13 protein-coding genes and 2 tRNA genes are annotated in these 20,593 nt (G+C 55.9%); 7 read left to right on the forward strand and 8 right to left on the reverse strand.

All coding sequences use genetic code 11. The annotated features are described in order from the left end of the window. Positions 1–13: 13 nt before the first annotated feature. The 3 genes from OZX70_RS00120 to OZX70_RS00130 form a co-directional block, all read right to left on the reverse strand. Positions 14–253 carry a ferrous iron transport protein A gene (locus OZX70_RS00120; protein ID WP_277180945.1) on the reverse strand — a complete coding sequence of 80 codons (240 nt, stop codon included), beginning with the start codon at positions 251–253 and terminating at the stop codon, positions 14–16. Positions 254–466: 213 nt separating this feature from the next. Continuing rightward, positions 467–539, reverse strand: a tRNA-Ala gene (locus tag OZX70_RS00125). 58 nt (positions 540–597) lie between these two features. Then, positions 598–671 (reverse strand) — tRNA-Ile (locus OZX70_RS00130). 181 nt (positions 672–852) lie between these two features. Between OZX70_RS00130 and OZX70_RS00135 the strand changes: the two genes are divergently transcribed. The 3 genes from OZX70_RS00135 to OZX70_RS00145 all read left to right on the forward strand — a co-directional run bounded on the left by OZX70_RS00135 (position 853) and on the right by OZX70_RS00145 (position 4,477). Further along, positions 853–1,449, forward strand: a complete 597-nt coding sequence (locus tag OZX70_RS00135; protein WP_277180947.1) for a YgjP-like metallopeptidase domain-containing protein — start codon at positions 853–855, stop codon at positions 1,447–1,449. A 247-nt stretch (positions 1,450–1,696) separates the two neighbouring features. Continuing rightward, positions 1,697–2,524, forward strand: coding sequence for an SDR family oxidoreductase (locus OZX70_RS00140; RefSeq protein WP_277180949.1), 828 nt, complete (start codon positions 1,697–1,699; stop codon positions 2,522–2,524). A 369-nt stretch (positions 2,525–2,893) separates the two neighbouring features. After that, on the forward strand, positions 2,894–4,477 hold the full coding sequence (locus OZX70_RS00145) for a sugar porter family MFS transporter (protein ID WP_277180951.1): 1,584 nt from the start codon (positions 2,894–2,896) through the stop codon (positions 4,475–4,477). A gap of 334 nt (positions 4,478–4,811) precedes the next feature. On the opposite strand, the gene OZX70_RS00150 is transcribed toward OZX70_RS00145, so the two are convergent. The 5 genes from OZX70_RS00150 to OZX70_RS00170 all read right to left on the reverse strand — a co-directional run bounded on the left by OZX70_RS00150 (position 4,812) and on the right by OZX70_RS00170 (position 11,259). Further along, positions 4,812–5,309, reverse strand: coding sequence for a DNA starvation/stationary phase protection protein (locus OZX70_RS00150; RefSeq protein ID WP_277180953.1), 498 nt, complete (start codon positions 5,307–5,309; stop codon positions 4,812–4,814). Positions 5,310–5,722: 413 nt separating this feature from the next. Beyond that, the gene (locus tag OZX70_RS00155) at positions 5,723–7,276 is read right to left on the reverse strand and encodes a helix-turn-helix transcriptional regulator (protein WP_277180955.1); all 1,554 of its coding nucleotides are present in this window, start codon (positions 7,274–7,276) and stop codon (positions 5,723–5,725) included. Positions 7,277–7,821: 545 nt separating this feature from the next. After that, positions 7,822–8,898 (reverse strand): Fic family protein, encoded by a 1,077-nt coding sequence (locus tag OZX70_RS00160; protein WP_277180957.1) that lies wholly within the window; start codon positions 8,896–8,898, stop codon positions 7,822–7,824. A gap of 171 nt (positions 8,899–9,069) precedes the next feature. Then, positions 9,070–10,422: a hemolysin family protein gene (locus OZX70_RS00165; protein ID WP_277180959.1), complete on the reverse strand. Its 1,353-nt coding sequence runs from the start codon at positions 10,420–10,422 to the stop codon at positions 9,070–9,072. A 129-nt stretch (positions 10,423–10,551) separates the two neighbouring features. Beyond that, positions 10,552–11,259, reverse strand: coding sequence for a carbonic anhydrase (locus OZX70_RS00170; protein ID WP_277182206.1), 708 nt, complete (start codon positions 11,257–11,259; stop codon positions 10,552–10,554). An 872-nt stretch (positions 11,260–12,131) separates the two neighbouring features. Between OZX70_RS00170 and OZX70_RS00175 the strand changes: the two genes are divergently transcribed. From OZX70_RS00175 to OZX70_RS00190, 4 genes are all read left to right on the forward strand, one after another. Further along, positions 12,132–15,326, forward strand: a complete 3,195-nt coding sequence (locus OZX70_RS00175) for a BspA family leucine-rich repeat surface protein (protein WP_277180961.1) — start codon at positions 12,132–12,134, stop codon at positions 15,324–15,326. A gap of 555 nt (positions 15,327–15,881) precedes the next feature. Continuing rightward, complete coding sequence (locus OZX70_RS00180; protein ID WP_277180963.1) at positions 15,882–16,445, forward strand: redoxin domain-containing protein; 564 nt, start codon at positions 15,882–15,884, stop codon at positions 16,443–16,445. A 125-nt stretch (positions 16,446–16,570) separates the two neighbouring features. Further along, entirely contained in the window at positions 16,571–18,358 is a 1,788-nt protein-coding gene (locus OZX70_RS00185) for an FAD-dependent oxidoreductase (RefSeq protein WP_277180965.1), read from the forward strand. 170 nt (positions 18,359–18,528) lie between these two features. Then, positions 18,529–20,352: an FAD-dependent oxidoreductase gene (locus tag OZX70_RS00190; protein ID WP_277180967.1), complete on the forward strand. Its 1,824-nt coding sequence runs from the start codon at positions 18,529–18,531 to the stop codon at positions 20,350–20,352. The last annotated feature ends 241 nt before the right edge of the window (positions 20,353–20,593 follow it).

The raw sequence follows: 20,593 nt of genomic DNA on the forward strand, positions 1-20,593 counted from the left end.
TTACTACTTGATACTATAAACGTTGCGTTCGAGGTGACACGAAAATATGACGTGCGGTGGCGCCGTCGATGGCGATACGTTCGCCGCCGTGCGCAACCACGCACCCTCCGAACATCGCTTTCTGGATCACGCGAATCGGCTCGTGCAAGCGGAATCCGAGTTCGTTGAGTCTAAAGCGGCTGCGGGCCTCGAAATCCATCCTGCATATCTCCACTTCAACCCCGAGCGGGCAGGTTCGCAACGATTCGGTCATACTTCGGACTTTAGTTCATTGCGAGTGCTGAGTAAAGGGATTTGGCTGAAAATCTCAATTTATTATATCGGGGAGAGGGAGCTGAGAATCATTGGTAGGAGCCATATTTTTGTTGCTCAGTAGATTTATTCCAAAATAGCCTTTGATTTGGCATAGTATGGAATAATCAAGGATAAAAAGACAGAAACGGCTGCTCACAGGGCATTTTGAAAGTGGAGCTAGCCGGGTTCGAACCGGCGACCCTCTGCTTGCAAAGCAGATGCGCTACCAGCTGCGCCATAGCCCCAGAAACACAACGATTCTCGCTGTTAATCTTGTTTGGATTGAAAAGCAGGAATCTTGCGTGGGCCCGGGAGGACTTGAACCTCCGACCTCATCCTTATCAGGGATGCGCTCTAACCAGCTGAGCTACGGGCCCAATCAGCACGCTTTAAGGCGTACAAAGGGATAGTTTACCATCTGAACGACGTTAGTCAACCCGATAGTCTTGCGTGTCGTGAACGTTTGTTGAAGATATTGGGCGATGAAAATATAACGAGTACCGCGATGTGTGCCTTTGCCAAGCGATTCTGGTCAATCGCACGCGAGACAATGCGGATATGCCTTATCGTCGCCGTTCGAAAGCCAGAACCGTTTCACGCACTGTGCTGCGCGTCGACGATCTGGACGTCAACGTGACTCGTAAGACTATGCGCAATATGTACCTGCGTATCAAGCCTCCGGCCGGCAAGATCGAAGTGAGCGCGCCGGCGAGAATGAACGATGAGAAAATCGCGGCATTCGTGCGAGAACGCCGGACTTGGATTGAGCGGCAAAAGAAATTGATAGCGGAGAAGGGCGTTTCCCCTTCTTTCGAATGGACGGATGAACGCAAGCGCTTGGCCGAAACCAATATCAATGCTCAACTGCCGGCCCTGCTTCAACGTTGGGAACCGCTTATCGGCCGCACACCGACCCATATCACCTTGCGCCTGATGACTTCGCGTTGGGGTTCCTGCACACCCCCGACGGGACGGATTCGCCTGAACCTACAGCTTGGGCTGATGGATCCGTGCTTTCTGGAATATGTTTTGGTTCACGAATTGACGCATCTGTGGGCAAGCGGTCACGGTGCCGAATTTCAGCGGCGCATGGACCGATATTTGCCGAACTGGCGGGTGCTGCGGCGCGATTTGAACCGTGAAATGGTGTGGTAGCGAAAAGTCGGCTCACCCTAACCCATGGTCACCAAAAGTAACCGCTTGGAATTCGTACAGTATCTTTTGATAACCGTGGATTGGGGGCGAGCCTCCTGGCAGGATACCCGTGATATTTGTGCATTTTTATGAGCGTTGTTCAGGGATAAACGACGTATTTTGCGGTAGCGTTATTGTTGAAGTATTGCTACCTCGGTGACGCGGCGGCAGGGTATATAACGCGCTGGAAATCGGCGAGGAGGTTTCGATGGTGGGAACGTTGGCTGGCAACACAGCGGAAAATGAAGGAAAATCCGAGATTCGACTCGGGAACACGATTACATCGAAGCGTGCAGTGGTTACGGGCGCTTCCAGCGGAATCGGACGTGCGACCGCGCTGCAACTGGCTTCAGCTGGTTGGAAGGTCGTGGCGCTCGCGCGTAGGCGTGACAAGCTCATCGAGCTTTCCGACCAACTTGGCGACGCCTGCGAATACGTGGTGTGTGACGTGACCAATGAAGTTTCGACGCAAGCCGCGGTCACGAGGATTTTGCGCGGCGGGCCGGTCAAGGCGCTGGTCAACTGCGCTGGCGGTGCCATCGGACAGGATCCGATTGAAGAATGCAATGTCGACGATTGGCGCAAAATGTATGACGTCAATGTGCTCGGTACGTTGCGCGTCACCCAGAAGTTGCTTCCGGCGCTCAAGTCTGCTCCGGGTGGCGGCACGGTCGTCGTCGTTTCCTCGACGGCAGGCATTGAACCCTACGAAGGTGGCGGTGGGTATTGCGGCGTGAAGTCGGCTGAGCGCGTTTTGGCGCAGACACTGCGTTTTGAGCAGGTCGGCCAGCCGCTGCGTGTCATCGACGTCTCCCCTGGCATGGTTGAGACCAAGGAGTTCTCGCTCAACCGCTTCCACGGCGATCAGGCCAAGGCCGACGCGGTGTACGCCGGCGTGCCGAGCCCACTGACCGGCGACGACATCGCCGAGTGCATCGAGTGGGCGCTTGACTTGCCCGACAGCGTGGATATCGATTCGATCGTGGTTCGCCCGCGTGCCCAAGCTTCCGCTCAGCGGGTCTATCGGGAGAGCTGAAATCCGGTAAAACTTTGCAAATATACATTGTGCCTTCATCCGGATTGATGGCTGAAGGCACAATGTCTGCTGCCCTATCTGCTGCGAAATACGGCGTTTTTTCGGTTCTTCCCCACATCAAATGCAGCGTCTACTCATTGTAAGGATGAGCGCAACTACCGATCTGTTCTACCGCTTTGTGTTGGGTTTCGTTTGTTTTCCTATTAGACAGAGGCTTTCTGGTGGAAGGCATGAAGGCCGCTGTCCGAGGGAATGTTGGAATTTCAGCGTTTAGTCGTGTTTGTGGCGATTACCTACTGTGCGAAGACAAATGGAAACCTGTAAAAGCATGGAAGTGCGAACGCGAGGTTGTTAAGAAAGGGGATTTTGATGCTATCTGAACAGATTCGATGGCCAAGTGCGGCTGATTCAGTGAGCTCGGTAGATTCCGCGGGTTCAGTAGATTCCATAGATTCCGCGGGTTCGGCCAGGCCTGCTGGTGTAACCCAACCTGTGGAGGTGGCCGGGTCTGCTGATTCTGTCGAGCTCCCATCGGTGGTATCGCCTCCCTCTTCGCACCGGCACTATATGGCCGTGCTTGTTGCGTTGGGCATTTGCGGCGGCGGACTGTATGGCTATACGCTGACCTTCCTTTCCGGTGCGCTGGTCTCCATGAACTTCGACGGTTCCAACCGTCCGCTGAGTGCCTGGGATCAGAGCGTGCTGACGGCTGTGATGCTGTTGGGCAGTGCTATCGGGTCATATGTCGGCGGGGAGCTTGCGGACCGTTTCGGTCGTAAACGGCTCATTATCGCCGGGGGCATCACCGCGGTGGTCGGTGCGTTGCTGTGTGCGCTCGCGACCAGTTTCGGAGGATTTCTGGCGGGCCGCTTTATCGTCGGATTCGCTATCGGTATTACCGAATGCGTCATTCCCATTTACCTCGGTGAGATGGCTCCCGCCAATCGTCGTGGTTTCATTGTTTCGGTCAATTCCGTCATGATTAATGTCGCGCAATTGGCGGCCTCGCTGGTCAACGCGGTTTTGGTGTCCGTCGCCGACTGGCACGCGATGGTGTGGGCGGCCGTGGTGCCTACGGTTCTGCTGACGGTCGTTGCGCTGGTCATCAAGGAGGCTCCGACTTTCAGCGGTCGGCAGAGCGATGTGTCAAATAAACGTGACGTGACTACGGTTTCGTCCCCCAAACAAGACTCTTCGTCGCAAGCGGATTCTGATACAAATGTTGTTCTGGAGCAGGCTACATCGCCGCGCTCGGCGAATCAGGCAAACAGGAGCGCGGCAAAAGCTCCGACGTTCCGTGCCCCCTGGTTGCGTCGCGTGTTGTTTGTAGGCATCGGCGTCGCGATGATTAATCAGCTCATCGGGTGTAATGCAATCAACTATTTTGCTCCCACCATGTTTTCTAGCACACTCGGTATCGACCCCCACAACTCCGTCGTAGCAATGGTGCCGGTCATGGCCGCTTCCGCAGTCGCGGCCATAATCGGCGGGCTCATTTTCATCGACAGAATCAACCGTCGCACGTTCCTGATCGTCGGTTTGTGCGGTTCCTCGTTCTTCTTGGCCGCAGTTGGTCTGTGCTATCTTTTCATTGATTCGAAACATCCGAATCCCGCGCTATCGTGGGTGTTGATTGGCCTCGTGATGTGCTACCTCGCTTTTGCGCAGGGGATGGTCTCGCCCGTTACCTGGCTGCTGATAACCGAGATATTCCCGAGTTTTGTGCGTGGCAAGGGTGTCGGTTACGCGAATGTCGTCATCAATATTACGAATTTCGTCATTTCTTTGGTGTTCCTGCCGTTGCTCAACACGGTCGGCTCGGCGGGGACGTTCTTCATATTCGCGCTCATCAATGTTGGTTCCGCATGCTTCAGCAAGGTGTACGTGCCTGAGACCCGCGGCAAAACCCTGGATCAGATCGAGCATGAGGCGCGGGCACGCGTTTCCGCCTGACGCATGCTTGGAGTGGGTGATTGCGTCTTCGGTTTCGTTCGCTGGGCAGATTGAATCGCTGCTCTACCGATGGGCCTCATTCGAGACCGTTGGAATTCCACCGTGTCCTAGGAATCGCAAAATCGAAGTTCCACGGGGCCTGTCGCCTGATTCGCAATGAAGTAGTTGCGTAATAAGATGCGGTGAGACGGAACAAGAGCCAATAAAAACTCGCCGTCACCCATATTGGAAAGGGTGCGGCGAGTGTATCGCTTATCCGATTATCGGTATCCGCTAAGATTCGTGCGAATGTGATTATTTGACATTACTTCACGGAACCAAAAGGCCCTAAAGCTCAGGCGTGCGGAGTCTCTTCGATCAGGTGGCTGTTCATGAACCAGTTGAAGTGCTCGAGTTCCTGCACGTGGTCCTGCATGATGTTGGAGCTGATGACGTCGATCGGATCGAGCTCCTCATAGGCCTTGCGCTCGGCGACGATGAAGTCGGCGTAGTAGTCGACCAGAGCCTTCAGATAATCCTGGGTGTTCTGGCGGCCCATGAGCTTGAACTCGCTCCAGGTGCGGTTGCTGATGATGGACTCCGGGGTGCCTTCGGCGCTGCCGCCGAGGGTCGCGATGCGTTCTGCGGTCTCGTCGGCCATGTTGCGCACGGCGTCGACCTCAGGGTCGATCATTTCGTGCACGCCGATGAAGCTCGGACCGGAGACGTTCCAGTGAGCATGCTTGAGAATCAGTGAAGCCTCTTCCTCCTGCGCCAAACGGTTCTGCAGAATCGAGACGATCTTATCGGATGCTGCCTGATCAATGCCAGGGCTCAAAAATTCATCTGCCATAATTGTTTCCTTTCGTTGAGGATAATTGCTGGTTTCCATTCTAGTCATTTATGATATTGGACACAGAAATTCATCAGTAGCCCAATATCGCTGAAAGGGTTGAAATGTCGGGGTTTTTGCGCTATGTGTGAGATAAGTCTCATCGTCGTATATCGGCAATATTTGCGTTACTTGCAACGTTTGAATCATGCGCTTGTGCAACGTTACTTTCGGTGTCGAGTTCTTAGATGAGACGGACGGTCGGATGGACTGCGGGTGTCCTTCCGTCTTGCCGCGGTTGGCCGGCTTGCGTCGCGATGGCCGTACACGCAGGCTGGTGTTGGTGTGCAGACATGCATATAGGTTGTGAAACCGCTTAGACGCGTGCTGTGTAATGCGGATTCTACACGTTCCGCGGCATCGAGCAGGGCGTCTTAGTCTATTGCGACACTGCCGGAATGCAGGTCCAACGTCACCGCCGGCGTCCCAGGCCTGACGAGAGTGGATTGACCGCTGATGATTGGTCGGCCGGCGACCGTGAACGAGCCGTTGTGGATGTTCGCACGATAGCCGAAGTCTTGTGGCAGGCCGCTGATGCGGGCACTGCCGCTATGGCAGGTCAGGTCCATGCGCTCGCGGACGATGCCTTCCCACTTCATGCTGCTGCTGTAAAGATCGACGGTGGCCAGGTCCGTGGATATGCCGCTGATCTTGGCGGAACTGCTATGAAGCCCTAAGTCGAGCGAGTCGGTGCCGAGACCGGCGACAAGCAGTCCGCAGCTGTGCAGTTCGATGGAGCTTTGGCTCAGAGACTGGCCGGCCGGGATGATGACCTCGACATAGGCGTTCCATTGCGCTGGATTAAAGATTTCGGTCAGCGACAAATGGTCCCAGGGCGTGCCGGTATTGGCGATGTGTAGCGTCCCTGCGGTGTTGGCGATTTGGAAATCGGAAGCATGGCAGTGATGGAAGTGGATCTCGAAATCGTCGGCTGCGGCGATTGTATTCGACCGAGTGGTGATGTGGCCTGCCATGGAGTGCAGGTGGAAATCCAGTTTCGTAATCGGCAACGAGCCGGTGAACCGTTGATTCTTCACTATGACGGTTGGGCTGTTGTGTGTGCCATCTTGGTTCGTGTCGGCGTTCGCCTTTGGTTGGCTCTGATGCGGAGTCTGGCTGAAAGCCATCGAGCTGTTTGAGATGGCGTTTGTTTTAGTGGCGTTCTCGTTTGGCTCTTGGTCAGAAGATTTTGGTGTATTTGGTGTGCTCGTTGCGTGATCGACTTTGCTGCGAGTGTCGCTGAACTCTTGCCTAAAAGACGTTGCGGAGTTTGTTGTGTCGCTTCGGGTTTGCTGCGAATCGACGATGACGAAATCGGTGGAGTTGCTTAAATGATTCGCGCTTTCCGTATCGTTGGCGTCGCCGTTATCGGAATCAGCGTGTTCACCGGAATCAGCGGATGCCGAGTCAGAGTAAAAGTGTTCCTGAAAGTGGTGCGCCCAGCGCGCGATGAGGGCGTAGGTATCAGCGCAAAGCAGTACCGTCTCGCTCGCCTCGCTGAACGGCATGCCGTCCACTGAGTGCCGGAGCCATTGTGAAACGCTGCGGTGGTTGGTTTCGAGCGTGGTGAGCAGCCTGCGGCCGGTGGCCTCGTCGGTTTGATACAGATTTGCTACCATCGCTACGAAGTCGAAGGCGATGTGCGGCGGTGCCGAGGCTATTTCGTCCATAAGGTCGTTGAAATGTCGTTTGCCTTTTGGCGTTATGGAATAGACGCGTTTTTGCGAGGAAGCTGCGGAATCATCTGTGTCAATTGCAGTGTAGCCGTCGTCGCAGAGTTTGATGGCGATGCGATAGACGGATTGCTCGCTGACCTGAACCCAGTTGCTGACACCGCGTGAGGCAAGGAATTTGTTGATGTCATAGGCGCTCATCGGATGGTCTTTCAACGCCCCGAGTGTCATGAGTTCAATGGAAGGCAGTGCCATAGACTATCCTTACTCTAACTATTAGTACTCTTATTGAGAGTAAATGGTACCGCATTGCCGTGGCATGTCAAAATCGGGGGGGGGGGGTGCTGGCCTTTGCGATTCAGCGAGCTGGCATCGGACTTGTATCATCTCAGTGACTGTTCGTTGGCAGGATCCGGACGGTTGTGCAGGTAAAAGGCCGTTGACGAACTGTCAGTGGCACTTCATTGGCAATGTTGTTCAGTTCGTGCCAGCAAACGACTGCTGAGGGGTCGATGTTTCAGATATTGGTATTTGCACGTTTTTTGAGATTAGCCTGGTTTCGGCCGTGTTTTATTAATCGGCAATTTACAAACTTTGACGTCAGTCATTTGCTTTTTTGAACATTGGCCGTTTGCAAACTTGAACATTGGGCGTTTGTTTTTTGAACATTATTGCCGGTTTCCTGTTATTCCGCCATTTTATTGGTAGTGTAACTAAGTCTCACTGTTGCTGGGCAAAACGTTACGAAGGCTCTTTCTGGTTGCCGCACGATATCTTCGATCGGGCTGAATCTAATGCATTTATTGGCGATGCAGGCTCACGTATCTGGTGGTGCGGCCTGCGCCGAGTTTCTGGATTTGATTGTCGTCGAGCAGGGTTTTCAGCGTGCGTTCGATGGTCGAAGTGCTGATATCGGGAAGGGTCTGCTGGATATCGGCCTTGGAAAGTGGGCTGAGACTTTGGGCGAGAACGTCGGCGATGCGCTGCTTTTTGGTTGTCGGATGGTGCAAAGAAACCGGAACGTTTGCGCTTACGATTGCGGCCCGTTCGTCGAACTGACGGTAGGCCGTCAGAACGGTGCCGAGCAGATAGTTGACGAATGGCGCGTAATCATTGGTGTTTTCGTTCCAGCCGATGGTGCTTGCTGCCAGCGCTTCGTAATAAGTGGCCCGGCTTTGCTCGATGAGGTGTTCGATGCTGATGTATTTTCCGATTTCGTAACCAGAACGGTAGAGCAGAAGCAGTGTCAGCAGCCGGCTCATACGACCGTTGCCGTCATTAAACGGGTGGATGCAGGTGAAGTCGAAAACGAACATGCAGGTTAGCAATAAGGAATCGATGTTGCCAGATTCGTTGGCTTTGTTGTAATCGTTGCAGGCTTCCGCCATGAGTTCCGGAGTTTGGAGCGCAGACGGCGGTGTGAACCTGACTTTTGCATGGCCTGTCCCGTCGGACTCAACAATCATGTTGTCGGTGTCTTTCCAATGGCCGGCGAAAGCAAGTGGCGTATGGCGAAAGAGATCGTGGTGCAGTTGCAGGATGACGTTCGGTTTCAGCGGTATATAAGCATAGTTTTCGTGGATGGTATTGAGCACATCGCGATAGCCTGCGATTTCTTCCTCGTCGTGGTTCCGAGGTATCACTTTTTCACTGACGATGCCTGCCAGGCGCTTGTCGGTGGTTGAGATTCCTTCGATGCGATTCGACGCGTCTGTGCTTTGGATGCGTGCAACGTTGACGAGTGGTTTGGCGAGATCCGGGCTGATTTGTAGCTGGGTATTCTGGCGTCCTTTAGCTTCGTGAATTGCATTGAGCAAGTTCACGGTCTGCGGGGTCAACAGTTTGCGCCCGGACCGCTCGTAGTCAAAAGTATGCATATTATCTGCACCATTTTCTGCATCATTAATTACTTTTCTGCATCATATTATACCAAACTGATGCAGAAAAAAGCTAATCGAGGCAGAAAAGATACGGAGATATATTCTTTGCCGCATGTACTGCATTTTTTGAACTGTTGAACAGTGTGCCGCTATACGAATCAGCTTTTACTATTTGCTCTCTTCGCTTGAGTCTGCGTCGTCGAGACCGCTTTTGCGTACTTCTAGCGTCTCGATGCGGCGGCCGTCGACTTTCGTGACGATCATGTCGTAGCCGTCGTCGGAGTGGAGGGTTTCGCCGACTTCGCCCATGCGGCCGGTGTGCGCGAGGAAGTAGCCGGCGACCGTCTCGTAGGGGCCGTCTTCCAACTCGATGCCGGTGAGATCGGCGAAGTCCTCGATGGTCATGCCGCCATCGACCGTGGCCACGCCGTCCACGAATGCAGATTTGCCGTTGTGCCCGTCGCCGATGCCGTTGGTTGCACCGCTGCCGTTCCCGTCGTCAGGCAAATCGTATTCGTCGCGGATGTCGCCGACCAGTTCTTCCGTCATGTCTTCAAGGGTGACGATGCCGTCGGTGCCGCCGTATTCGTCGATGACGACGGCCAGATGAATCCCGCGTTTGCGCAGCAGGGCAAGGCTCGGCAGGATTTTCGAAGTACCGGGCAAAGAAATACCTTCGCGGGTCACGTCGGCGACGGTCTTGGCGTTCGGGTCACGCACGTCGAGCAGATCACGAACGTGGACGAAGCCGATGACGTCATCGAAGTCGCGGCCGGTGACGGGGTAGCGCGAATAAGGCATCTCGCGCACGTATTTTGCCGCGTCTTCGATTGACTGCGAGCCCTCCAGAAAGACCACATCGGCGCGCGGCCGCATCACTTCGGCCACAATGGTTTCCGAGGCGTCGAACACGTCGTCAAGGATGGTGCGCTCGTCCTTGCTGAGGTTGGTGTTGGAATTGACCAATACGCGCAGTTCCTTGTCGCTGACCTCGCTTTCGGTCTGGCTCGGGTCGAAGCCAAGCAGCCGCACCAAACCGTTGGTGCTTTTGCCGATGGCCCAGATGATAGGCTTGCAAATTTTGGCGAAGACGTCAATGGCCGGCACCGCGGCACGCGCGATCTGTTCTGTGCGCTGCATGGCGATGCGCTTTGGCACCATTTCGGCGATGATGATGTCGCAGAAGGAAATGACCAGTGTCAGCACGATGGTCGTGCCGGGTGCCGCGATATGGTGCGGGACTCCCCAGTTTTCCACGACCGGCACAACCCAGGGTGCGATGGCGGACTCGCCGAACGATGCCGAGAAGAAGCCGGAAAGTGTTACGCCGATTTGCACGGTGGAAAGGAACGTGTTCGGGTCCCGGGCGATTTTGGCGACTTTCGCTCCGCGCGCGTCGCCTTGTTCCATTTCGTCAAGCTGTGAGCCGCGCAAACTCACCAGCGCGAGTTCGGTGCATGAAAACACGCCGCCTATCAGGAAGAAGATGAAAACGAAGACGATATCCAAGGCCAAAGACATGGTTCAAGTCTAGATGAGGCGCGGGATAGTGCTATAGAAATGGCGGTGAGCACAAAGGTTGCTGGTTACTGAAAGTGATTATGCGGTATTTCCGTTGGTTGCTTTTGGCAACCAACAAACTTTGTGCTGCTAGAACGAAAGCACCTCGACCTTGCCGGTGTCCAGCTGGTAGCGTGCGCCCACGATGGAGAGTCGCTGTGCCGCCAACGCTCGTTGTATTACGTCTGAGCGATCGACTAAAGCTTCGATGGTGCGGGCGATATGGACGCGTTCGAAATCGTCGGTATCGCTGAGTGCAGCCTCCTGCGCGGCCAGGACGGAGGCGCCGACCGAGCGGACGAGTACGGATTCGGAGGCTGCGATAAGTTCTTCCATCTTGTCGAAGACGTCGTCGGAGTCGATACCCGTGCGTGCTTGGGAAACTTCTGTATCGTTTGCCGCAGGGTCGATCATTTCGGAATCCGTCACTTCTGCGGCGAAAGCCGCGCCAAGGTCGATGCCGGCTCCGGAAGCGATGGTATCAAGTTCCGCGACGGCGCTCGCCACGGCCCCGCAATGCTGGTGTCCGAGCACGACGAGAACGCTCACACCCAGATGCGTCACGGCGTATTCCAACGAGGCAATGACCGCATCATCCAGCGTCTGCCCGGCTGTGCGCACGGTGAACATGTCACCCAAACCCTGGTCGAAAATGATTTCCGGCGGCACGCGCGAGTCCGAGCAGGAGAGTATGGCCGCGTCCGGATGCTGTCCGTCGATCAGTGATTTACGCGTCTCAAGATCCTGCCAAGGGTGCTCGGCCTGCCCCGAGGCGAAGCGCGCGTTGCCCTGCAGCATACGGCTCCAGGTCGCATTGGCCGTGGATTCGGCGGAATTCGGGTTGTTGTCTTGTGAGCCATTGGCCTGTGGGTTATTTTCGGCGTTGGCGGTCTTGTCTGTCTCATGAGTGTTGGTCATATCGGCTCTCCTTGGCGTACGGCGTAGGCGCAAGTGCACCTTGGTTCTTAAGATTTTACTCTGTTCGTCATCCTGCGAAATGTCGGTCGTCGCTATACGTACTTGCTTGCGAAAACTGCTGCTGCGGATGAGGCAATGATTGTGGATTGCCATCGCGATTGTGTTTCATCCTGTAAAGGGTAATTGACCTGTCTGGAAGGCGCGCCCACGTCGCTTCACTCCTTGTGGAACCCTCACCCTGTTGTGTTACGTATAAATGTAAAGATTGCATCAATGGGTTTACTGATGGCTAATTTGCGCTAGACAGTTTAAGGTACTACAACTAATAAATATGAGATGTTATACAGACGTGCCGTGAGGTTTTGGTATTCGCTTGTCGGCGAATTTGGGGAAATAATGGGGGATGAGTCCGTGAAATTGGGGGATTTCATCAATAGAAGTGAAGCGTTGTTTCCCGCGGCGGATGGTGTCTGTCGCGTAATCGCAACGCAAGTATGATGATTGAATCATGAATCACTGCCGTCGTTTAGGGCGACGGCTTACGCAATTGCGTTCATTTCCTCAATTCGCCGGTGTCGATGACGCATTGGCGATACGGTCAATCGTTTCGACGGCTGCATCTCGAGGATGCTCTGCATCCGTATGGTTCGAAAATAAGAGAATGACTGCTATAAGTGCCTTCGGTCTTGGAAGTAGCGAGGGCATGTAGTCGCAATGGCGGCGGAACGCTGCCATGGAATGGAGGGATTGACATGCGTGAGTCGTGGCCGCATGGCAAGTATGACAACAGGTCATTGAGGCGAGGCGAGGACGGTATCGCCAGTAATCTGAAGCACAAAATCGGAGGTGCGGCGGCCGCAATCGCACTGTTGTCCGCGGTCTCCATGTGTGTGGCGCTTGCGCCGATGACCAGCATGAGGGCATCCGCCGCCGAGCCAGACGCGTCTGCTGTGGCTAGTGAGACCGATGACGCCGGGCAGGGCACGCAGGTCAAGTCGAGCGCGAAGGAGTCTGGTGGTGCGGGCAGTTCGTCCGCCATGGCCAGCGGTACTCGGCATGGCGGTACAGCCGGCCCGTCTGTTGCGGCAAGCAGTGCTGGGCAGACTGCTGAAGCTGGTTCGTCTGCTGGAACTAGCAATGCGAATAATTCAGGTAACGCCGCGCATAGCACGCAGACAGCGGCGACGACCAAAAACAGCGGCACGGCAAGCGATAGCAGCCGTTCTTTGACGAGAGCCACGTGCGCGCCGACCGATGAGACGACTTTCTACGATCCCGTAGGGCCTGACGGTGACGCTCACCCCAACCATAACGACAAGCTTAAAGGAGCGTATTGGAAGATCACCTCGGAAGGTTCCGACTGCGTTCTGCACATCGGCAATAACGGCGATCAGGACCGGTGGGGAAAGATTGCCACGAACGATGACGGCGATCACTCTTTAGGTCACCAGAGCGCTCACCGGGACTTCTGGCCTTGGTACAGTCAGCGCGAGAGCATCACGAAGGTGGTCGTCGACAACAATACCTATGGCTATAAGGTCTATACGCTTGACTCCTCAACCCTTGACTACATGTTCGCCGATATGCCCAACCTCGTCAGTGCGGACGTGAAGAATCTTGATGTGGGTTCCCCCAATTACATGCGTTATATGTTCGCCAACGATTCCAAGCTGGTGACGGTGGACACCACGGGTTGGCGCCCGTACTATGTCTACGACATGAAGCACATGTTCGACGGAGACAATGCCCTTACTTCCGTTGACGGTATTGGCGGCTGGTTCACGGACGCAAGTAGAGTATCCGACATCAGCTATATGTTTTCGCTAGACTCCTCGCTGGAATCGATGGATCTTTCGGGTTGGGCTACGCACCTCAACACCACGGTCACTGGCGACTTCAATATGAGCTATATGTTCAACATGGACACCGATACTGTCGATTCCAACGGTAATCCCCAAGTTATCGCGGGGCCCACAGCATTGAATGACATCAGACTGGGCAATTGGCACATGGGTACCGATCTGATTGGTATGTTCAGAGGCTGCTCGAAGATTACCAAGGTTGTGGGCATGCCGCATTGGGATATGAGCAAAGCCAAGTTGCTGGACAGCATGTTCTATGGATGCTCGAAGCTTGAGAGCGTGAACGTGTCCGATTGGAACACTGACTCAGCCACCAGCATGAGCGGCATGTTCGAAAAAGACAGTGCGTTGACTAGCCTGCCTGGTACTCAAAACTGGACGACTTCGAGCGTGACCAACATGGGCGGAATGTTCGGCGGAGATACCGTGCTAACCGACCTGAACGTAACCGGTTGGGTCATGACCTCGCTCACCAATACGAGCTGGATGTTCAACAGCTGCCCTGCCCTGACGGTTATCACCGGCATCGGCGGCTGGCATACGCCGGCGCTTACGACCACTTATAGCATGTTCGATGGCGACACCGCATTGACGCATCTCGACCTTTCCGGCTGGCACGCCACGCTCACCGGAGACGACAACCGCATGTTCGCTAATTGCCCCAAGCTCGAAACACTTACTGGTATCGACGACTGGGATACTTCGGCCGTAACGGCCATGTACAGCATGTTCCAAGGTGATTCGGCTCTGATTGACCTTGACCTGACCAATTGGAGCACGGCCGCGGATACCAACGTGGGCAGCATGTTCCAGGGCTGCAAGTTCCTCGACAAGCTCTCCGTGGGTGCCAACGGCAAGTTCGATCGCGGCGCGTTCTACGAGATGGGTGGTGAGGTTCACTTCCTGCGCGACCGCGACCCCAACACCGCCGGCAATGACGTGACGGCCAATGGCATTATGACTTCGGGCACTTGGCGCCGCGCGCACGCGACCATCACCGTTAAGCCTTCTACCGTACTCCACTACAAAACTGCGACCAACGACGGCCCGAACCTGCCCGCTACGATGTCGCATGGCGCTCACATCGAGTATTACACGCGCGATAATGGTGACAACTTGCACTACGCAGTCGGCCCATGGTCGGCGCATAGTGCGGATCCCCAATATGACTACACCGTTGGCTGGAACTACGGCGAGAAGGCCGTACCTTCCGTGCTCACCCCGGTGCTCAAAGTGGCGCAGCGCACGCTCAACGGCACCGTCTGGTTCGATACGCAGAAGAACGGTGCCATCGACCAGAATGAGCCGCGTATGAAGAAGGGTACGCGCGTTGAGGTCATCGACGGCAACGGTAACGTGATTGCCCACACCACCACCGACGAAAACGGCAAGTGGTCAATCGGCGGCCTGCCCGCCGGAACCGGCTACCGCGTGCGGATCAAGGCCGGTGAGTCCGGCATCCCGCAGGCCGGTGGTTTCCAGAACACTGTCAACGGCCCCGATTTCGATTCTGCGAGCGGTTCGTTCGACGCGCATGGCGACTGGACCAGCGCTTCGTTTGACATGCCTGCCACGCAGGGCTCGAACGGCGACGGCACATGGAGCAAGACCGAGAATCTGGGTATCCGCCGTGGCAAGACCACGGGCACGCCGATGAGCCCGTTGCCGGTGCAGCACAAGGTCCATGTCGGATTCAATTCGGACGGCGGCACGTCGGTGCCTGGCCAGGACTTGAGCTGGGTTGGCGACGGTCATGGCGAGGCCACCAAGCCCGCTGATCCGACTAGGAACGGCTACAAGTTCGCTGGCTGGACGCTTCACGGTGGTGACGGCAAGACGCTCTATGATTTCAACACTCCGGTCACTGGTGACATCGCGCTGGATGCGCTCTGGACCAAGATACCGTCGACGCCTGCCGGCAACCAGCAGAAGGATTCCGGCAGTCAGGCCGCCAGTGCTTCAAAGTCCGGCAAGCTCGTTAAGACGGGGGCGGCGGTTTCCACGCTCGTCGTGGTTGCGCTCGCTGCGGCCGTTATGGGTTTGGCCATCGTGATGAAGAAACGTAATCAGGCCAAGAGGCTCTAATCGTTTCTTCCGTAGAAGGCGCGTCGGGAAAGTAGCGATTCCCGACGCGCCTTTACGTGTATGTGATATAGGTACGGGTTAGTGACGAAAAGCCTGCGGTTTCGCGGTCTGCGGCCATGTACAATCAGCGCAGGAAGCTCATGGACTGTGGTGTGCGGCTACGGTATTGCGTTATTGGTCGGTCAACTGCTAATCGGCATATCGAAATCAAATATAAAAGCGCACAAAATAAATGTTCATAGTCAGAAATCTTATTATAGCAAATAAGAATAATTCGACTAGTTATTAATGTTTTATTTGGCACAAATAGGCTTATAAACCCATGTCTATTGCGGTTCACGAAAAGAAGTGCCTTCAGACGCATATTAACTGTCGATATTGTTGTTTTCGGCGTTACCATGATGTGGTCGAAACGACGAAAGGTTCTATAGGCGCTCCTGTTAGGGTGCTGGGTTTATTGGTCACGAACGTTCGTAAAGAGCGTCAGCCGGAATCATAAAGGCCGGAGTCGCGCGTAGACATATATAGCACTTTCGAGGTAAAGGGGTACAAACTATGACCATGCTTCAGCATGAAATCACCGATTTCACCGCTAATATTTATCAGGACAACAAATTCAGCAAGCTCACCAAGGCGGACATGCTGGGCCACTGGTCGCTCGTTTTCTTCTATCCGAACGATTTCAGCTTCGTCTGCCCCACCGAGCTTGAGGACCTCGCCGACCATTACGACGAGTTCAAGAAGGCCGGCTGCGAGATCTACGGCGTCTCGCACGACACCGAGTTCGTCCACAAGGCTTGGCACGAGGCCAACGACAAGATCGCCAAGATCCAGTTCCCGATGGTCGCCGACCCCACCAACACGCTTTCCCGCGATCTCGACAGCTACGATGAGGTCAACGGCCAGGCCGAGCGTGGCGATTTCATCCTGAGTCCCGAAGGCAAGGTCGTGGCCTACGAGGTCATTTCCTCCAACGTCGGCCGTAACGCCGAAGAGATTCTGCGCCGCGTCGAGGCCTCGCAGTTCGTCTACGAGCACGGCGATCAGGTCTGCCCCGCGAAGTGGGAGCCGGGCGACGAGACCATCGCCCCGAGCCTCGACCTCGTCGGCCAGCTCTAAAGCGAAGCATTAATCGTCAAAGAGTCAAGCCGTGAACCTGTGTGCCGGAATCCGAAAGGATCAGGCTTGGGCTCACGGCTGTTGGCGATTTTAGTGGAGTTGAAGCGGTTATTGATAAGAGGATCATGAAGCAGCAAGATGATTTGTTTGATGTCATAGTGATTGGCGGTGGGCCGGCAGGGCTTACAGCGGGGCTTTACCTGGCCCGTGCACGATACCGCGTGCTTGTCCTCGAGAAGGAGGATTTCGGCGGCCAGATCACGATTCTCAGTGAAGTGGTGAACTACCCCGGCATCGCTTCCACCGATGGCCGTGCACTGGCTGAGACCATGCACCAGCAGGCCGCTGATTTCGGCGCAGAGTTCATGTCTGCGAACGCCACCGGAGTGGATATCGATGGTGACATCAAGATCGTGCATACCGACCACGGTGATCTGAAGACGTTCGGCATCCTTTTGGCCACCGGTGCCGTACCGCGCAAGGTCGGCTTCAAAGGCGAGACCGAGTTTGCCGGCCATGGCATTTCCTATTGCTCCACCTGCGACGGCGAGTTCTTCAACGGGCAGGAGGTCATCGTCGTGGGCGGCGGTTTTACTGCTGCCGAAGAGTCCGTTTTCCTCACCAAATACGCCACCAAGGTCACCGTTTTGGTGCGCGGCGACGACTTCACCTGCGACGCATCCATCTCGGACGAAGCCAAGAGCAACCCGAAGATCGAGGTGCGCTACAACACGACGATGAAAAGCGTTTCCGCCGACAGGGGTGGGCTTGTTTCGGCGGTCTTCACTGACCGCAAGACCGGCAAGGACGTCGAGTGGAAGCCTGAGGGCAACCCGCATTTCGGCGTGTTCGTCTTCGCGGGCTACGTGCCGCAGACCCGTCTGCTCGAAGGTTTGGTCGACCTCGATGAGGAAGGCTACGTCATTACCGACCAATATCTTGAGACCTCCGCTGCCGGTGTCTACGCTGCCGGCGACCTGCGCCGCAAGACCTTGCGCCAGCTGATCACCGCTGTTTCCGATGGAGGCATCGCGGCCGTAGAGCTCGAACGGTACGCCAAGGACGTCAGCGAGAAGCTCGGCCTGGTACCGCCTCGTCCGACCAATTCCAAGTACGAGCGGCACGAGCAGGCCTACGAGTCCAACACCGAGTTCAAGCCGCAGCGCAAGGATTCCGACGTCACCAAAGACGTGCAGACCGCCGGTTTCTTCGACAGCACGATCCGCCAGCAGCTCAAGGTCGTCTTCAGTGTGATGGCCAAGCCGCTGATGCTCGAGGTCGCGCTGGACGAGACCCCGCTTTCCCCGCAGGTCCTGGGATTCGTCACCGAGCTCGCGGAGCTGAGCGGCGGCAAGCTGACCGTGCGCTCCTCCACGCCTGCGGATGACGGCGTTGAGGTGGACGAAAAGGGCAACGTCGCGTATGACATCAAGGAGAACCTGCCGATGGTACGGCCTTGCGTGCGCGTCTGCAGGGTTGGCGAGGACGGCGAGCCGGTGCCCACCGGTATCGCGTTCCACGGTATGCCGAGCGGCCGCGAGTTCAGCTCGTTCGTGTTGTCGCTTTACAACGTCGCCGGACCGGGGCAAGTGCTCGACGACGATGTGCAGAAGCGTATCGACCAGTTGTGTGCGGACGGCGGCAGCATCGACATCATGGTGCTGGTCTCGTTGACGTGCACGGTATGCCCTCCGACGGTGCTGGCCACGCAGCGCATCGCTTCCAGCAATCCCAGGGTTCATGCCGAGGCCTACGAAGTCTCGCATTGCCGCGACCTGCAGCAATATTATGGCGCGATGAGCGTGCCCTGCATTGTCATCAACAAGACCGAGCCTGACGGCACGACCTCTCAAAAGATCAAGTTCGGAAAGAAAGGGGTTCCGGGAATCCTGGATTTGATTGAGGAAATGTGAGCTTTGGAAATCAAGGCCTATAAAAGGATAATTAAAGATTTTGTATGACGTCTATGGCGTTATACAAATTGTTTGGTGGTGAATGCCTCCCAACGTTGGTGCCTGCGGCGAATCGGTGTATCGTAGAAGGCCGGTGACCTGCGAATAGTGAATACGATATAAAGGACAACATGAAGCAGCAAGACGATTTGTACGACGTAGTGGTGATTGGCGGCGGGCCGGCTGGGCTTACCGCAGGCCTGTATCTGGCTCGTGCTCGATATCGTGTAATGATCCTCGAGAAGGAGGATTTCGGCGGCCAGATCAACATCACCAATGAAGTGGTGAACTACCCCGGTATTGCGCGCACGGACGGTCGAGCATTGACCGAAACCATGCGCCAGCAGGCCGAGGACTTTGGTGCGGAGTTTATGGCGGCCGATGCGACGGGTCTTGATGTTGCAGGCGACATCAAAACCGTTCACACCAATCGCGGCGACCTCAAAACGTTCGGTATTTTGGTCGCTTCTGGTGCCAATCCTCGTAAAATCGGGTTCGAGGGCGAAGCCGAGTATGCCGGTCGCGGCGTCTCCTACTGTGCGACGTGCGATGGTGAATTCTTCAATGGACAGGAGGTCATTGTCGTCGGTGGCGGTTTTTCGGCGGCCGAGGAATCGGTGTTCCTTACCAAATATGCCAGCAAAGTCACGATTTTGGTGCGCGACGATGATTTCACTTGTGATGCATCCGTCTCCAACGAAGCCAAAAACGATCCCAACATCGAGATTCATTACAACACCGAGCTGAAGTCTGTTTCGGCCGGTGAAGGCGGCCTAGTAAGCGCCGTGTTCCACAATCACCAGACCGGCGAGGACACCGAATGGACACCGACCAAAAGCAAGAATTTCGGTGTTTTCGTCTTTGCCGGCTACGTGCCGCAGACCGAGATCTTGAAGGGCGTTGTCGATCTTGACGAATACGGCTACGTGATCACGCACGGTTATCTTGAGACCACCGCGGCCGGAGTGTACGCTGCGGGCGACCTGCGTGAGAAAAACCTGCGCCAGGTGGTCACCGCCGTTTCCGACGGTGCCGTTGCCGGCGTGGAACTTGAGCGTTACGCCAAGGACCTGAGCGAGAAGACCGGCTTGGTGCCGCCTCGCCCGACCAGTTCGAATTACGAGAAGCGTGAGGCCGAAGAGGCCAGGAAAGCCGCCAATTCCGGCACCTCCCCGGCTCCGGTTTCCTCGTCCTCGTCTGATGCCGGCGCTGCTGCTCAAAGTGGGCGCGCAAAGATCTCCGGTTTCTTCGACGATGCCATCCGCAAGCAGCTCGATGTGGTTTTCGGCCGCATGAGCCAGCCGCTGGTGCTCGAGCTTTCGCTCGATAAAACCAAGCTTTCGCAGGAGCTCAAGGGCTTCATCGACGAGCTGGTCGGCTTGAGCGGCGGCAAGCTTTCCGCCGTTGTCGCGCCGGATTCTGCTGACACCGAGGGCGACGAGGACGCGGAAGGCCGCGCGAAGTTCGATGCCGCGGAAGTGATGCCGATGGCCCGCCCCTGCGTGCGTCTGTGCAAGGTGGGAGGCGACGGCGGCGTGGAGCCTACGGGTCTGGCGTTCCACGGCGTCCCCAGCGGCCATGAGTTCAATTCGTTCGTGCTGGCACTCTATAATGCGGCCGGACCGGGCCAGAAGGTGGACGACGACACCCAGCAGCGCATCGACGCGTTGGACGCGGACGGTGGCTCCACCGACGTGATGGTCCTCGTCTCGCTGACCTGCACGATGTGCCCGACCACGGTGCTCTCCTCGCAGCGCATCGCCGCCGACAACCCAAAGGTGCGCGCCGAAGCATACGACATCTCGCACTTCCCCGAGCTGCAGAAGCAGTACGGTGCGATGAGCGTGCCCTGCATCGTCGTCAACAAGACCGCCGCCGACGGCACGACCACCCAAAAAGTCGAGTTCGGCAAGAAGTCGGTCCCCCAGATGCTCGATCTCATTGACGAAGCGTGAAGCGAAAAGCCCTGTGGGCTTTGCGTAGCTTCGTTGAGCACGCCTGAAGCGTGCGAGGGCGAAACCGGTTATGTTCCGGTTTTGCGGCTTAGAGCGTAAGGCGCCGAGTCCATCTTCTCAAGGCCTCCCCGGTTCATCCCGGCGGAGGCCTTTTATGTTAATTGCGGAGTAGAGTTTATGTTAATTGGGTAGTAGACCCTATGTTAATTGTGGAATAGACAGCGATAACCGTTGGAAAATC

The organism is Bifidobacterium sp. ESL0732, from assembly GCF_029395535.1.
Taxonomy (GTDB): Bacteria; Actinomycetota; Actinomycetes; order Actinomycetales; family Bifidobacteriaceae; genus Bifidobacterium.